Annotated in this window: 14 protein-coding genes, 1 pseudogene and 1 riboswitch; of the genes and pseudogenes, 8 read left to right on the top strand and 7 right to left on the bottom strand. The window is 37.5% G+C overall.

Features of this window, described 5'->3' with window-relative positions; all coding sequences use genetic code 11:
* Positions 1–57 precede the first annotated feature (57 nt).
* The gene (locus tag LS41612_RS20935; RefSeq protein WP_024362728.1) at positions 58–1,170 is read left to right on the top strand and encodes a mandelate racemase/muconate lactonizing enzyme family protein; all 1,113 of its coding nucleotides are present in this window, start codon (positions 58–60) and stop codon (positions 1,168–1,170) included.
* A 12-nt stretch (positions 1,171–1,182) separates the two neighbouring features.
* Complete coding sequence (locus LS41612_RS20930) at positions 1,183–1,863, top strand: hypothetical protein (protein ID WP_024362729.1); 681 nt, start codon at positions 1,183–1,185, stop codon at positions 1,861–1,863.
* Between the two features lie 53 nt (positions 1,864–1,916).
* Here LS41612_RS20930 and LS41612_RS20925 read toward each other — a convergent pair whose 3' ends face one another.
* Complete coding sequence (locus LS41612_RS20925; RefSeq protein ID WP_024362730.1) at positions 1,917–2,627, bottom strand: Fe-S oxidoreductase; 711 nt, start codon at positions 2,625–2,627, stop codon at positions 1,917–1,919.
* Between the two features lie 117 nt (positions 2,628–2,744).
* Here LS41612_RS20925 and LS41612_RS20920 point away from each other — a divergent pair, with 117 nt between their 5' ends.
* Positions 2,745–3,176, top strand: coding sequence for a DUF4395 domain-containing protein (locus LS41612_RS20920; protein WP_024362731.1), 432 nt, complete (start codon positions 2,745–2,747; stop codon positions 3,174–3,176).
* Between the two features lie 264 nt (positions 3,177–3,440).
* On the opposite strand, the gene LS41612_RS20915 is transcribed toward LS41612_RS20920, so the two are convergent.
* From LS41612_RS20915 to LS41612_RS20905, 3 genes are all read right to left on the bottom strand, one after another.
* A complete protein-coding gene (locus LS41612_RS20915; protein WP_024362732.1) occupies positions 3,441–4,415 on the bottom strand; it encodes a DMT family transporter in 975 nt (324 codons plus the stop codon).
* 242 nt (positions 4,416–4,657) lie between these two features.
* A complete protein-coding gene (gene pepT, locus LS41612_RS20910; RefSeq protein ID WP_024362733.1) occupies positions 4,658–5,887 on the bottom strand; it encodes a peptidase T in 1,230 nt (409 codons plus the stop codon).
* 71 nt (positions 5,888–5,958) lie between these two features.
* Positions 5,959–6,609 (bottom strand): lysoplasmalogenase, encoded by a 651-nt coding sequence (locus LS41612_RS20905; protein WP_024362734.1) that lies wholly within the window; start codon positions 6,607–6,609, stop codon positions 5,959–5,961.
* Between the two features lie 190 nt (positions 6,610–6,799).
* Between LS41612_RS20905 and LS41612_RS20900 the strand changes: the two genes are divergently transcribed.
* Positions 6,800–8,479: a hypothetical protein gene (locus LS41612_RS20900; RefSeq protein WP_024362735.1), complete on the top strand. Its 1,680-nt coding sequence runs from the start codon at positions 6,800–6,802 to the stop codon at positions 8,477–8,479.
* A 47-nt stretch (positions 8,480–8,526) separates the two neighbouring features.
* On the opposite strand, the gene LS41612_RS20895 is transcribed toward LS41612_RS20900, so the two are convergent.
* Together LS41612_RS20895 and chrR are read right to left on the bottom strand one after the other, a co-directional pair.
* A complete protein-coding gene (locus LS41612_RS20895; RefSeq protein WP_024362736.1) occupies positions 8,527–8,952 on the bottom strand; it encodes a hypothetical protein in 426 nt (141 codons plus the stop codon).
* Positions 8,953–9,153: 201 nt separating this feature from the next.
* Positions 9,154–9,884 (bottom strand): annotated as a pseudogene (gene chrR / locus LS41612_RS20890) (class II chromate reductase ChrR).
* Positions 9,885–10,192: 308 nt separating this feature from the next.
* Between chrR and scpC the strand changes: the two are divergent.
* Positions 10,193–11,713 carry a succinyl-CoA:acetate CoA-transferase ScpC gene (scpC, locus tag LS41612_RS20885; RefSeq protein WP_024362738.1) on the top strand — a complete coding sequence of 507 codons (1,521 nt, stop codon included), beginning with the start codon at positions 10,193–10,195 and terminating at the stop codon, positions 11,711–11,713.
* 60 nt (positions 11,714–11,773) lie between these two features.
* On the opposite strand, the gene LS41612_RS20880 is transcribed toward scpC, so the two are convergent.
* Entirely contained in the window at positions 11,774–12,403 is a 630-nt protein-coding gene (locus LS41612_RS20880) for a glycerol-3-phosphate acyltransferase (protein WP_024362739.1), read from the bottom strand.
* A gap of 155 nt (positions 12,404–12,558) precedes the next feature.
* A riboswitch (SAM riboswitch) is annotated at positions 12,559–12,672 on the top strand.
* A 114-nt stretch (positions 12,673–12,786) separates the two neighbouring features.
* On the opposite strand from LS41612_RS20880, the gene LS41612_RS20875 reads away from it, so the two are divergent.
* From LS41612_RS20875 to LS41612_RS20865, 3 genes are all read left to right on the top strand, one after another.
* A complete protein-coding gene (locus LS41612_RS20875) occupies positions 12,787–14,088 on the top strand; it encodes an O-acetylhomoserine aminocarboxypropyltransferase/cysteine synthase family protein (protein ID WP_024362740.1) in 1,302 nt (433 codons plus the stop codon).
* Between the two features lie 398 nt (positions 14,089–14,486).
* A complete protein-coding gene (locus LS41612_RS20870; RefSeq protein WP_024362741.1) occupies positions 14,487–14,873 on the top strand; it encodes a hypothetical protein in 387 nt (128 codons plus the stop codon).
* A gap of 410 nt (positions 14,874–15,283) precedes the next feature.
* A complete protein-coding gene (locus LS41612_RS20865) occupies positions 15,284–16,270 on the top strand; it encodes a homoserine dehydrogenase family protein (RefSeq protein ID WP_024362742.1) in 987 nt (328 codons plus the stop codon).
* The last annotated feature ends 50 nt before the right edge of the window (positions 16,271–16,320 follow it).

Genomic DNA, 16,320 nt, shown 5'->3' with positions numbered 1-16,320 from the left:
TTAAGCAATTAACGACATATTAACGACAACTATAAAATTACAGGAGTATGATATAAAATGAAAATCCAACAAGTAGAAATTTTTGCAATCCAATTACCACTTATCGATCCTTTTATTATTAGTTATGCTACTTATGATACAATGCCTTCTATCATTTTGAAAATAACAACAGATACAGGCATTGTTGGTTATGGTGAAGCGGTACCTGATGAGCATGTAACAGGCGAATCATGGGAAAGTACGTATGCAGTGTTAAAACACCAACTTGTCCCTGCGATTATTGGAGAAAATCCAATGGCTTTTGAAAAACTCCACGATAAAATGAATCACATCGTAAAGGATGTACCTGCTGCTAAAGCGGCAATTGATATTGCATGTTTTGATATTGCGGGTAAAGCGCTTCAAGTACCAGTATATCAGTTACTTGGCGGTCGCTATCATGAGAAATTCCCGATTACCCACGTGTTAAGTATTGGCACTCCTGAAGAAATGGCAAATGAAGCAGCTAGACGCGTAGAAATGGGCTATCAATCATTTAAAATGAAGGTAGGAACGGAAGTTAGACGTGACGTTGCTCGTATTAAAGCGGTACGTGAGCGTGTAGGCGAGGAGATTGCCATTCGTGTAGATGTCAACCAAGGATGGGGTAACGCCTCTACAACTTTACAAGGTTTACGTTTACTAAAAGATTTAAATATTGATTGGTTAGAACAGCCTGTTGATAGTGAAGATATTGACGGCATGGTAGAAATTAAATCTAAATCTGATGTCACGTTAATGATTGATGAGGGACTTCGAGGCGTACGTGAGATGCGTGAAATCATTTTAAAGCGTGCAGCAGATAAAGTAAATATTAAACTAATGAAATGCGGTGGAATTTATCCTGCTATGAAATTAGCTGTCATGGCGGAAATGGCAGGTATCGAATGTCAAATTGGTTCAATGGTTGAGTCATCTGTAGGTTCAGCGGCTGGTTTCCATGTAGCATTCTCGAAAAAAATTATGACTAGTGTAGAATTAACAGGTCCACTTAAATTCTCGAAGGATATTGGTAATTTACACTATGATGTACCGTTCATTTGTCTAACAGAAAAACCAGGCTTAGGTGTCGATGTAGATGAAACAGTACTTAAGGAACTATGTGAATTTTCAACAATAGTCACAGCTTAAGGAGGCGTTAACATGGATAGAATTTATGAAGGAATGCTAGGAGAAACGCCTTTTTATGTTACGAAATTACAACTTCAGCATTTACCTGCGATTGAGAAGTTACAGCAAGAAGTTTACGAGACTTTGCCAGACCAAAGCATTTTACAGCCTTTAACGACGGAAGAATTCGAGTACATTTTGCAAGGAAATGGTTTGATGATTGGGGCATATGTAGAGCATGAGTTAATCGGCTTTCGAGCATTATTAAATCCACCTATTGATAACGATCACCTTGGCTATGATTGCGGAATTCCAGAGGATCAGTTCCATCGTGTTTTATATCAAGAGATATCCAATGTTTCCCCACATTATCGCGGCTACGGATTACAAAAAACATTAGCAACGGTTGTGATGAACGCTATTGATTTGGATTGCTACGACTATGTTTGCTCTACGGTTAAACCGTATAATATACCGAGCCTAAAAGATAAATTTTCACAAGGGCTTGTCATAAAGGGCTTGAAGATTAAGTATGTTGATAAATTGCGATATATTTTCTATAAAGATTTAAAACAGGAACAACCAGTTTATACTGAAAAACAAGCTGTTTTGATGGGAGATACTGCCCTGCAGCAGCAACTGTTAAAAGCGGGATATACGGGAACTGCCATGTATGAAGAACAAAATGACTGGTTCGTACTTTATGAAAAATAGCTTGGAATAAAAGGAGGCCTTCCTTTCACAAAGTGTGAGAGGAAAGGCTTTTTTTATTTCTTGAGTGGGCAAAATCCACAAGCAAGTAAGCCAGGGATATCTTTTGAAAAACAGCAAGATTTACGGACAGGAACGTTAACTAAATTTGTAGGGCTTTGACCACCAGTATAGTCAGCCCACCAAGATTTTTGTGAAAAACGGGCCCAAGTTTTAGGGTTCTCTAAAGCCTCAATGTCTTCCATTGCCTGGTCTGCTAAGCCAGGGTTAGACAACAGTTGATGATAATGCCAAAGTAGATAACCAAAGAAATTTTCCCAAATGGTTAAAGGAGAGATGGATGTTACTTTGCGCAATTGCTGAACGATGACATGCCCATCATATAAAATTTTTTCAATCACAGATTGTCTTTCATCTTCATCCACGTAACGCCAATCATTAGGGTTCACAAACATGGCAACTGTAAAGCTATTGAATTCCTTGGCCGCATCAAAACGAATGTCAATTGGCTTTCCATCCCATACTTCATCATAGGCAGCAAGCATATATAGCTGCATTGCAAAAAACATACCATAGCGACGTGCAAAATGGGAAATAGCTGCGGTTTCCGTTGCCGCATCCGTAATACCCATCATAAGGTTTAAAAAATCGGGATGGTAAAAGTCTTTATGTATATCAGCTAATGTAAATAATGTTCGTTTTGGTTCTGTTGTATAAATACTGTAGGAATTCAGTTGTCTTACTTGATCCATCGTTAAAGCTGGCACTGTCATCACCTTTTCTTTTCAATCATTAACATCCATTATAAATTAATCATTTTTACTTCACAAATGGAATGCGATACAGTAAAATACATTAAACATATCTGAAAGGTAGGTTTTTAAATGTCATTGCCATATGCAATTCCAAGACCACTTGTACGACTCAATCAATGGACCATTTTGTTAAGTGTCATAGTGACATGGATAACAGGGCTTGCTTGGATATTAGTCATTCCTTTAGTCGCTAATTTACTTGGTGTTTTATGTAATTTTAATCCCATTATCCGATTGGGAAAACTGTTTTTGAAAAAAGCACCAGCTTCCTATATACCTGAAGACGGCCAACAACAAAAATTTAATTCTAGTATTGCTAGCATATGTTTAGCTGGAGGATTCGTTGGGTTTTTCTTTAACTGGCATGTAGTAGGGTATGTATTGACAACAATGGTAGCCATCGCTTCATCTGTTGCTATTGCTGGTTTTTGTATCGGTTGCTTTTTGCATTTTCAGCTAAAACAGTGGCAATACAGAAGGTCACTTAAGAAGGCATTGTAATTATTTGAAAAATTTTTAAGTTAATTTAAAGATAATAGTTGACAATTTAATTGATAATGATTATCATTATCAATGTAAAGATTATTCCTCCTCTACAAAACGAGTGTAGAGAGGGTGAACTTTAGCTACTTTTCTCCAGAAGTTTGCTAGTTCATAAAGCGCTCCTAAAACCCCCCTCATTTTTTGGGAACGTAAAATCTCTAGACGGCTTATTCCTATGATGAATGAGCCGTCCTTTTTATTTTTTAGCAGCACCCTCATATGTTATGAAGACTGTTCAGATGGGGAGGTGTGTTGGGCCACATTCTTTTTTTCAAGTACCATTGTATAGTAGCTATGTAACAACATACCGACAATAATAATACCAAGTCCAGCAAGGGCAATTGGATCAGGAAAGGCAATGTTAAGTAGTAGCACCTCACCAATAATGACAAATAGTATTTCGGTTGATTGGGTTGCTTCCACAGCGGCTAGTTTGCCTTGATGTTCGCGCACACGGTCTGTTGCGATAAAAAATAGAATGGTTGCAATGACACCAGAGCTAATCCCGACTAGTAATGATTGTAGAACTTGGTTTAGTGAAGGTAGACCAACCGTTAAAACAGCATATAGCGCCATGATAATCCATGCAGGCATGGAAGCGATAGTCATACCAAGCACACGCTGAAATGTATCAATACGTCCTCCGCATATTTCCATCATTTTTCGATTACCGAGTGGATAAGCAAAAGCAGCAATCACTACAGGTAAAATCCCTAGCAGTAGATTTTTAGTTGGGGCAGACTGTGCCTGTGGTACTTGAATAAGCAATATTCCAACTAGAATCACACATGAAATAAGTAAGGAAATTAACGGGATTTTCTGTCGTACTGTTTTTCCAGCGATTACTGATACAAAAAGTGGAGCTAAAAGGACACCAGCAACGATTGTAAATTGCCATGTACCCGAAACGAGCCAACCTGGGCCGAATGCTGCAGCAAATGTAAGTGGTGCATAAAATAGTACAAATCCAATGAAGCTCCATAAAAGCCAAGCCCTTGGTTTGTTTTTCATTTCATTGGTAAGTGGTGAAAAGCCTTTACGATAAAAGACAATAGCTAGTAAAAACGGCAACATGAAAAAATAACGAAGTGATGCACTCCAGAGCCAGCTACCACCTTGCATTTCCATCGCGTGATTTAAAATAAATGTCACCGCAAAAAAAAGTGAGGCTAAGATGCCTAATGCAATTTCTTTCATAATTCATCATCCTTAACTTTTATGTAGTTTGAAAATTCAGTCATTAATCTCGGCAGAAAAAGTAATATCTGAAGGTTAAGTAAAAATCCGCGTTGCCTCCTAAGAAAGTAAATGCACGACATTGCGTAAGCAGTGCTTATCGTGCCTTGCTCTATGGGAGCCAAGCGGATTTTAGTATCTGAAAGACTTTGTACAAAGTCTTTCCTTTTTAATATTTCTTATTGCTCGAAGTAAAGTTAAACTTACTTGCCTTGTTGTTCAAATAGTTGCACGATTTCAAGAATAACTTGTGTTGCTTTTTCCATTGTTTCACCAGAGACATATTCGAATTTACCGTGCATGTTTTCTCCACCTGCAAAAATATTTGGTGTAGGTAAACCCATGTAGGAAAGTTGAGAACCATCAGTACCACCGCGAATCGGTAATGTATTCGGAGTAATATCTAATTTTTCCATTGCTTGACGGGCGATGTCAACAATTTCTTTTACAGGCTCGATTTTTTCACCCATATTATAGTATTGATCTTCGATAGAAATTGTCAGTGCATCTTTGCCAAACTGTGCTTGTATTTTGGCAGCAGCATCTCGCATTAATTGCTTTTTCTCTTCGAATTTTTGACGATCATGGTCACGTACAATATAAGAAAGCTCTGTATGTTCAATAGCTCCTTTGAAGTCCATTAAATGGATGAAGCCTTCATAACCTTCTGTTTTTTCAGGTACTGCATCTGTAGGCATTTCATTTTGGAAGGCAATTGCCATCGTGATAGAGTTGACCATTTTATTTTTCGCTGAACCTGGGTGTACACTCGTCCCTTTTGTTGTTACTTTAACGCCAGCAGCATTAAAGCTTTCAAATTGTAGCTCACCAAGTGGTCCGCCATCCATTGTGTAGGCATAGTCAGCGCCGAATGCAGCAACATCAAATTTATGTGGGCCCCGGCCAATTTCTTCATCAGGTGTGAAAGCTACACGAATTTTACCATGCTTAATAGCAGGGTTATTTATTAAGTATTCCATAGCAGTCATTATTTCAGCGATGCCAGCTTTATCGTCCGCACCTAGTAATGTTGTACCATCTGTTGTAATTAGCGTTTGGCCTACATAATTTTTTAGTTCAGGAAATTCAGTTGGAGACATGATTAAATTTTCGTTTAATTGAATGTCACCGCCATCGTAGTGATCGATGCGTTGAGGATTCACATTTGTACCAGTGAAGTCTGTAGCTGTATCCACATGCGCTAAAAAGCCAATTGTGGGAACTACTTTATCTGTATTTGCTTCAAGTGTTGCAAATAAATAGCCATTGTCATCTAGTGTAATGTCTGTTAAGCCGATTGCAGCCAATTCTTCCTTCAATACATGCAATAAATTAAATTGCTTTTGAGTGGAAGGAGTAGTTTCACTTGTGAAGTCGGATTGTGTATCGATTTTTGCGTAGCGAATTAATCGCTCGATTACTTGTTCTTTCATAGGTATATGCAGCCTCCTTTGTAGGTGTCTGGCACTCAAACAATTCTGAATTGTTTGAGTGCCAGGCACTTTCATTGTACCACTTTACTTCGGATTTCGGAATATTGAAGGATGCTCAATGCAATAAGTATTTGCGCACTATAATAGGTCATCATAATAACCTCATGCGCAAAAGGTAATGGCATGATAAACTTATTAATCGCTAAATAGGAATCGGATGCGATAAATAATAAAGCGCCAATAATAGCAAAGGGAGAACCTGTACGAATAGCCGTCCAGCCCATCGTTAAAATGATAGAAATATAAGCAAGAACTGCAAAAGTAAGTACGGTTTCTCCGGATTTAAATACGGTACTGGCAATCCAGATAGTCATTGCGGCACCATATAGAAGTAATCCGATTTTTGCCCAAGTTGGTACTGGCTGTTCACTAGTACCTGAAAAGGCGAAGATATAAAAAACATGACCGATTAAGAAACTTGTAAGACCAATAAGAAACCATTGTAATGTGTAGTCTCCTATCATACAAAAAACTAGACCTATAATAATGAATAGTTGATATTTTTTAATCGATTGTACTTTTTGGGTTATCGCCATAAAGATTATCAAAATCATCGGTATGACCTTGAATATCAGTTTTACATTTTGGTCAATATGCGAGAAGAAAAAAATATAATAAAGACCAAGCACAATGATACACGTTAACAACCATTTTTTCGCCAAATTTTTCAGCCCCTTTTCTTTGAAATTCTCTATCGATGCTTAAAATCCTTTATTCGTCATTAAGCTGTATTATTCAGAATTGTTTTACCGAAGAGTAGAAGGGAAGAAGTGTCCGTATAATTTATGTTTGAAACTTTTTTAGTATGTAACCGTAAATAAGAAGACAGTAAGTGAGGAGAGGGTGAACGAAATGACTAAGCTATTGATAGCTTCTGCAGTCATTGCAATTATTGCGAGTGTATTATTAACACCGTTAATAACGAAAAAGCGTGAAGATGGACAATCGAAAAAAGTAATTGGCTACTTTTTTATCGGAGTCTTTGTTATAGGATTTATTGCATCAGGTATTACGCTATATGTTACAAAAATTGATGTTAACTGGCTTGTCTTTTGGCCAGTGATTATACTACTCACTTTGAGTGGTGCATTTCTTGCAAGTGGTATTGAAAGAAAAGTGAAAGGTGGTTTATTTTTAGCAAGCTTATTCGTCGGCGTGTATGTATTGTCCGCACCGCTATGGAATGCTAACGATAAATTCAAATCCGCGGAAATGAAAGAAGAGGTTGAAATCAAGCCGTTTGATGAAACACAAACGCCAGCGAGTGTTCCACCAAAATTCGTCCGCAATAAAATGAAAAAAGCTTTCGGCCAAGTACCGAATACAAGCTATTATGAACTAGGACGCTTACAAATCCAAAAGGTAAATGGTGAATATGTTTATATTGCACCTGTTGAATTTTCAGGTTTCTTTAAATGGATGAACGGCAAAACGACACCTGGTTATTTTACAATGAGTGCGACAGACTCAGCGGATAACCCAAAATTTATCGCACAGGAAATGAAATATGTTCCTTCTGCCTATTTAAATGCTAATTTGGAGCGTCATATGCGCTTGCAACATCCTTTCCTTATTTTCTATGGGGATGTTCAGCTGGAAATCGATGATGACGGTAAACCGTACTATATCCGTTCCTACGGGGAGTTTATATCTGCTCGAAATGGCTTTGATGTACAAGGGATTGTCCTTGTAGATGCATTAACAGGTAAATCTGAAATTGTGAAATTAGCAGATGTTCCAGCATTTATTGATGGAGCTGTTTCACCTGAGACAGTAAGTTTACAAAATAGCTATTACGGAAAATATGTGCATGGTTACTGGAATAGTATGTTTGGCAAAAAAGATGTCAAATTACCTTCTGATGAAGGGACTGAATCGAATGTAAGTCCGATATTTAATGAGGAAGGCGAAATGTACTATTTCACAGACTTCACGAGTCCAAAAGAGGGCGTGGATTCAATGCTGGGCTATTCATTAACGAATGCACGAACTGGTGAAGCGACATATTATACAGGAAATCAAGATGCTTCATATATGGATTCACAAGGAAATCTACAAATTATTGAAAAGAAATTTATTGAGAAGAAGTGGGCAGGAGAAATGCCTGTATTGTATAACTTTTACGGGGAAGCAAGTTGGTTAACAGCAGTGCTCGATGCGAATGGCTTCTTACAAAATTATTTTATCGTTTCCGCAGCAAATCCTGAAATCTCAGCCTATGCAACAACACCAAAAGAGGCGTTGAAATTATATAAAACAGCGCTTAGTCGTGGAGGAAGTACGGTTGAAGGTAGTTCGAATGCAGAAGAGAAAAATGCAAGTGGAACAGTACTACGCGTTTATAAGGAACGCCTAGGTGACTTTACCATTGTATCGTTTTTACTGAATAATGGTGAAAACTATTCAGTAAGTGCAGAGACGGAGCCTCTTGCGATTTATTTACAAGAAGGTGACGAAGTAGTTATTACGTATGGTGAAACAGGAGAACAGTTTTTACCAGTACGCTCGCTAATTATTAAAGGGTTACAATAAACAAAAGACGATCAGCACAATGAATTTTGTTGGCTTGATCGTCTTTTTTATGTAGTTTGCGTTTCAATGTAACGGTGCATTTTTTCTTTATGATTTGTAAAAAGTGTAGAGGCATGATCATTTAATGCCAGTATCTCTTGAATATAACCATGTAACAAATTCGTTTCATATTCGAAAGAGAACGATGTTTCACTTTCTATAATATACTCCAATAAAAGTGCGTGTAGCACAACCACTTCTAGGTTCTGCGTATTCGTGACAAATTTTAAATTTAAAATGGTTGTATAGGAAACGAATTGATCGACGTAGGCAATAGCTTCTTTGTATTGTTTGATATCAATATGTTGTTCTAGCCTCTTTCTTAAAAGTACACAGTCGTTATTTAAGTCTTGTATTTTTAAAAATAAACTTCTTACGCTTCTCTTATGTTGTTGTTCTAGGGTACGAGCAAGATGCTTATTAACATAAGACATTTTTGCATAACTCCTTTCGAGATAGGGTCCTTCTATTAATATTAATGAAAAGGTAGGAAAAGGAAAGAGTCTTTTCGTTTAATTTGTACCTGAATTTAACAGACCATTCAAGACAAAAATACTACATAAGCTATAAAAAAGGGTTCAAAATATAAAAAAAGTGGAGTTATTATCATACGATAGTAACTCCAAAAGAAAAAGTTATTTCCAATTAAAACCTTTCTGTGCTAAGAAGCGATTGATAAAAGGACGACGTTGTTCAATTAAAAAATCAGCCATTTGCTTTGTCCAGTTATCAATTTTACGATTGGAGGAGCGGCTATTGTAATAAGCTTCCATTGTTTCATTGTAAGCTGGTAAAAGTTCCTCGTATTTATCACAATTGTACTCATTTTCATGTAGGACAGCAGCTACTGGTAAGCGAGGTTTGACTTCATTGCGTCGTGCAGGAACGCCAATTGTTAAACCAAACAATGGGAATACATAATCTGGTAGATTCAATAATTCGCTAATTTCCTCAGGCTTATTACGTACACCCCCAATATAGCAAATGCCATAGCCCATTGATTCAGCAGCAATCACAAAGTTTTGTGCGAATAACGAAACATCTGCTACACCAACGAGGACATTTTCAGCCGAGTCTGCCACAATATCAACACCTTCTAATTTCCCAGCCATTTGCAGACGTTTAAGTCTACACAAAAGACAAAAGCACCACCCGAAGTTTCGTATTGACGTGGATTGCCAGAGAGCAAACCGAGCTGTTCTTTTTTCGCTTCGTCTGTTACCCAAATTACGCTATAGGCTTGTACAAAGTGAGAGGTTGCCGCCATCTGTGCTGTGGCAATTAAATCTTCAATAATTTCTTTAGAAATAGGATTTCCATCGTAAATACGAACTGAAGAGTGGTTACGCAATAATTCTTTCACCATTTAAAAATTCTCCTTTTCCCCTTAAATATACCAAGAGCATATCACGCTTTTTCGCTAAAATCGAATAAACTTCAATAAAAAAACTTAAAATCATTTATAAAAAACTATTTTTAAATAATTTGAGCTAGGACAAAAATACCTCGTAAAGTAAAATATATTGTTAGATATAGCTTAAATGTTCTCTTTGGTGTAAAATTATGTATGGCGACAGATTATTTATCTACTGTATTTTGACATTTGTGGGTGTACGGATGTATAGGACAAATAATCTAGTTGAAGCAATTAAATGTGGGATGGAGGAATAAGGAATGGATGAAAAGTTAGCAAAAAAGCTTCGTAATGAACAGTTACGAAACAAAGTTGTAACAGCAGAAGAAGCAGCATCTTGGATTAAGGACGGCATGGTACTTGGTATGAGCGGATTTACACGTGCAGGCGATGTGAAAGTGGTACCGCTTGCACTTGTGGAGAAAGCGAAAACAGAAAGCTTCAAAGTAGATGTATATACAGGTGCATCACTTGGACCAGAAGTCGACCAATACTTAGCCGAAGCGGGTGTAATTCGCAAACGTGGTCCTTTCCAAGGAGACCCAGGTATCCGAAATATGATCAATAGTGGAGAAGTCACTTATGTTGATGCCCATTTATCACATAATGCGGAACTAGTACGCCAAGGTATTATTGGTCCGATTGACTTTGCTATTATTGAAGCTGCTGCAATTACAGAAGATGGCTTATTAATTCCTACAACTTCAGTTGGTAACTCTCCGATTTTCGTACAAGAAGCAGATCAAGTAATCATCGAGCTAAACGTAGCCCAGCTTGATGCATTAGAGGGTGTGCATGATATTTTTGTACCAGGACCACAAGGTAAACGTGATCCAATTCCAATGCTAAATGCGTCAGATCGTCTTGGCACAATTGGCATTCCACTAGACTTAGACAAAGTAAAAGGTATTGTTATTTCAGATATTTTAGATGCGCCATCAACAATTGTTCCAGCTGATGAAGAAACAGATATTATGGCAAATCATTTGCTGAACTTCCTGCGCGAAGAGATTAAAGTAGGTCGTTTAACAACAAGTTTACGCCCGTTACAATCAGGTGTAGGCTCAGTAGCAAATGCTGTATTACTAGGTTTCAAAGATTCCGAGTTTGAGAATTTAGAAGTTTATTCAGAAGTACTGCAAGATGCTGTTTTTGAATTAATGGATGCTGGAAAAGTAAGCTTTGCATCTGCTACTTCTATTACCCTATCGGAAGAGGTAGGAAACCGTGTTTATGGAAATTTTGAAAAATATGCTGATAAATTAGTATTACGTCCACAGGAAATTTCTAATCATCCGGAAATTATCCGTCGACTCGGTTTAATTTCTGTAAATACAGCGCTTGAGCTAGATATTTATGGTAATGTAAATTCAACTCATGTTTCTGGCACACGAATGATGAATGGGATTGGTGGTTCTGGTGATTTTGCTCGTAATGCACGGTTAGGTATTTTTGTGACGAAATCGTATGCAAAAGGCGGTAAAATTTCTAGTATCGTACCAATGGTTTCACATGTAGACCATACAGAACATGATGTAGATATTATTGTCACAGAACAAGGTGTTGCAGACTTGCGTGGTTTAGCACCGAAAGAGCGTGTAGGTCGTATTATTGAAAACTGTGCGCATCCAGATTATAAGGAACAATTATGGGCGTACTTTAACGAAGCGAACGAGGCAACAGGCGGCCACCATACACCACATATTTTAGAAAAAGCGCTTTCTTGGCATGTCAATTTAGCTAAGAACGGTACAATGCAAGATCCATCATTTGCAAAATAATGATATAAAAAAGCCTTGAGAGTTTGTTTGTTGTCTCTCAAGGCTTTAATTTGTTTAAGTTTATTTTTTAAAGGCAGATGTTACTTTAGGCTCTGTCCCTTGGATAAGCCGTTTAATATTTTCAATATGCAACATAAGCGCGATACCAAAAAGAACAATTGCAATCATTGTTGGTCCAATACCAGGTATCCATAAGTAAGTTGCTGTACAAAAAACAATATAAAATACAAGCACACCAATGATTAAATAATTTGTTGTTAAAGATAAAATGACAAATAACATAAGTGCAAATAATGCAATTTTCCAATCAATAGCGAGCAATATGCCTATGATTGATGCAGTTCCTTTACCGCCTTTGAAGCCCATATGGAACGGGAAGTTATGACCTAGTATTACACTAGCAGCTATAGCATAGGTTAATAACCACATTTGTACTTCAGTAAATTGTGAAGCATTGGAGGTAAAGTAGTAAAGTGCGCATAGTACGGCAGCAACGCCTTTACCTATATCTATAAGTGCTACTAATATGCCGTATTTCCATCCAAGAGAAAGCGTTGCGTTTGAGGCACCCGCATTGCCATGGCCAGTCTTTTTTAAATCTACTCCAGATAGAAACTGTGCCACTTTAGAGCCATGAATACAGCCGATTAGATAACCAATAATAATAAAAATAATCATGGCTTTTACCATAAAAATACTCCTTTCAAACTACATTTTTATATAGTGTATGTGTTCTTATTACGTAAAGGAGCAGACAGAAGTTTCAGAAAAAAATAAATTTTACTGTTGACAGAAAAAAAGTCTATGTTTATACTGTGTAACAACGATGGAAATTGAATCACATACTCTTATCAAGAGCGGCGGAGGGATAGGCCCTATGATGCCCGGCAACCAGTGAGTGACGAACTTGCTAAGGTGCTAATTCCTACAGATTCTTACTTGGATCTGGCAGATAAGGGGAGGAAAACTTGCAACCGCAACCCTCTTCTTAACTGAAGGGGGTTTTTGTTTTCTCACATAAATCCTCCTCATCTCCGGTACCATCGTAAAAACCCATTTAGGAGGAAGAAAACATGTCGAATTTTAAACCAGAAACTTTACTATTACACGGTGGCCAAGAGCCAGACCCAGTGACAGGCTCTCGAACTGTACCGGTGTACCGTTCTACAGCTTTCGTATTTAAAGACACTGCTCATGCGCAACGTCTTTTCGCATTAGAAGAAGCGGGCAATATTTATACACGTATTACAAACCCAACTGTAGATGTTTTTGAAAAACGCGTCGCTTTATTGGAGGGCGGTACAGCAGCAGTAGCACTTTCATCAGGTGCAGCAGCTATCGCATTTTCAATTTTAAATCTTGCAGGAGCAGGGGATGAAATCGTAGCAGCAAGTTCTTTATACGGAGGAACATATAACTTATTAGCAAATACACTACCAAACTACGGTATTAAAACAATTTTCGTAGATGAAACAAATCCTGAAAATTTCCGATCTGCCATTAATGAAAAGACAAAAGCAGTGTTTGCTGAAATTTACGGAAACCCAAGCTTAAAAGTGCTAGATGTAGAGGCAGTAGCTACAATTGCACATGACAACGGTTTACCTTTAATTATTGATAGCACTTTTGCTTCACCATATGGCTCAACACCAATCGACTTCGGTGCAGATATCGTCGTTCACTCAGCGACAAAATGGATTGGCGGTCACGGTACAACTTTAGGTGGTGTAGTTGTGGATGCGGGGAAATTTGATTGGACTCAAGGTAGATTCCCAGGATTTACAGAACCTGATGCATCTTATCATGGATTACGATACGGTATTGATACGGCAGCGGCTGCATTTGCCACAAAACTGCGCGTGCAATTACTACGTGATTTTGGACCAACATTAAGTGCAGATGCTGCATTTAACTTATTACAAGGTTTAGAAACGCTTCATTTGCGTATTCCTAAACATAATGAAAATGCATTAGCAGTTGCAGAATATTTACGTAACCACCCATCTGTGGAGTATGTAAACTATAATGGATTAGAAGATTTTGCTACACATGATTTAGCGAAGAAATATTTGAAAAATGGCTTCGGTTCAGTGCTTACATTTGGCATTAAAGGTGGACGAGAAGCAGGCCGTCAATTAATAGACAGCGTAAAATTATTTTCACACGTAGCAAATGTAGGCGATGCAAAATCACTAATTATTCACCCAGCGTCTACAACTCATCAACAGTTATCTGCTGAGGAATTAATCCAAACTGGCGTTTCCGAGTCGCTCATTCGCTTATCAATCGGTTTAGAGGCAGTTGAGGATATTATTGCAGATTTAGAACAAGCTATTGCGCAAGTAACAACTACTGAACAAAAAGTAGAAGCATAACCTATTTAGATAAACAAAGATGTATGTTGTAGCGTTTACGTATTTTCTCATTCGAAAAGCCTCATTTGGTAATGCGTATAACGTTGCTACATTAATCCTTACCTCATTTGGTGAGTTTTCAGAAATTTTTTATAAATAATACCTAGTAATTTTATAAGTATTGTTGACTTGGTTAATACCATGCTGTATACTAGGGATTAAGTAAAACGTTCGAAAGGCTACCAACCTTGAACAAAGTGTTGATGTTACTAAACTTTCACCGCCATTCATTAGGCGAAAACAACTAACTTGTTTTCATAAGTGCTCCCCCACTTTTGAATATATACATGAAAGGGGGTAGCTACATAGCCAGTAGCTACTCTCGCTTTCCATAACTGATCGAAAAAGGAGTGTTATCAATGGCAAATATTTATCGTGCACAAAATGTAACTGCTTATCTTATATATGAATTAAATGAAAGCCATCATTTTGTAAATAATATGGCCATTCAATACTTACTTTCGACAGTTGAATCAAAATGGCAACAAACCTTTGGACATAGTGCTTTTGAAGAAATCGTATATGCTAAAGAAGAAGGCTATACTGTAAAAGAAGTTTTTGAAGAGTATAAAGTTCATGGTACAGACCATATCGCGCTACCTGCGACAGAGTATTACTTACAATACGGGTCATTTCAACTAATTGAGCGCACATATGCCATACCGAACTTTACACAGGAAGAAATCAAACTAGTACAATCAGCTTTAGCACAATATCGTTATCGATTATTTTTACTAGCAAGTTAACTTTCCCTTATATTTTTTAGCTCATTCTCTACTGCTATAGGGAATGAGCTTTTTGTTGTGCTAAGTTATTTATTGAATTTGTTTCGACTTTTCAAGACAGCCATTCTATAGGTAGTATCTTCGTACATATATAATAGAAGAAAGGCATTTTTTTTATAAAAGAATCGTCAATATTTGTTCAAAAATTATAGATTTATAAAAAAAACGTATAATAAAGGCAATGAAACCGATTTCTTTTGCACGCCTAGAGAAAACAAATGTCCATCCTAGAAAGATTTTTCTTGTGCAATGTATTTATTTGCGTTACAATTTTCTTTAGGTTAAATTTTGAATTATTTGAATATGTGCTTGTAGGCACAAACTTTATATAGAGAGAAAACTGGAGAAATGTACGTTGGAGGGAATCAAGTATGGCAACTATAAAGGCAGCGATCTTAGGATTTGGAACTGTAGGTCAAGGGATTTATCATATTTTAAATGAAAAGCGTGAAGAGCTAAAACATAAATTAGGCATTGAGTTAGAAGTAGCAAAAATATTAGTAACGGATGCTAGTCGTGAACGTGTTCCGGGCACAGCTCACTTAATGACAACGAGTATGGATGAAGTGTTAGCAGAGCCTGGCATGCAAGTTGTATTCGAAGCGATTGTCAATGAAGAGCCGGCATTTGGCTATTTAAAGCGTGCGGTTGAACATAAATGTCATGTGATTACAGCGAACAAAGTGATGTTTGCCAAACGTGGCTTAGAGTTACAGGAGCTTGCAAAGGCAAATGGTGTTTTCGTTGGCTTTGAAGCAACTACAGCAGGTGGTGTGCCTGTTATCAAAACGATGAAAAATATTTTGCTTGTAAATGATGTGAGTCGAATTCAAGGTATTTTGAATGGCACTTCAAACTATATTTTAACAAAAATGCGTGCGCAAGGCTGGTCCTTCGAGAAAGCCTTAAAAGAAGCACAAAACTTAGGGTATGCAGAAGCAGATCCTTATAATGATGTGTCTGGTCAAGATGCTTTTAAAAAGCTAATGATTTTAAGTGCTTTAGCATTTGGTGAACAACCAGATTGGGCTGATGTTGAAGTAATTGGTATTGACTGTATCTCTGCTGAACAGGTGAAAGATGCTTGTGAAAAAGGCTTACGTTATCGCCATGTAGCCGAAGTGGAGAAATTAGCGAACGGTAAAGTGGTGGCAAAAGTCGGGCCACAACTAGTAGATAAAGAGCATCCACTTTATCCAGTAGATGATGTTAATAATGCGGTTGCGCTAGAAACAAACTATATTGGTACATTAACATTGGTAGGACCAGGTGCAGGCATGTATCCAACAGCAAGCGTGATGGTGGAAGACTACGCTGAAATTATCGGTAAACGCGCTGGGTTCGTTGTAAGTATTTAAGTATGTGGTGCCAGTCACTCAAACAATTTTGAATTGTTTGGGTGACTGGC

Origin of the sequence: Lysinibacillus sphaericus (genome assembly GCF_002982115.1) — a bacterium.
Lineage (GTDB): Bacteria > Bacillota > Bacilli > Bacillales_A > Planococcaceae > Lysinibacillus > Lysinibacillus sphaericus.
Note: the sequence above shows the minus strand (reverse complement) of the source record. Positions and strands in the feature narration are given on the sequence as shown.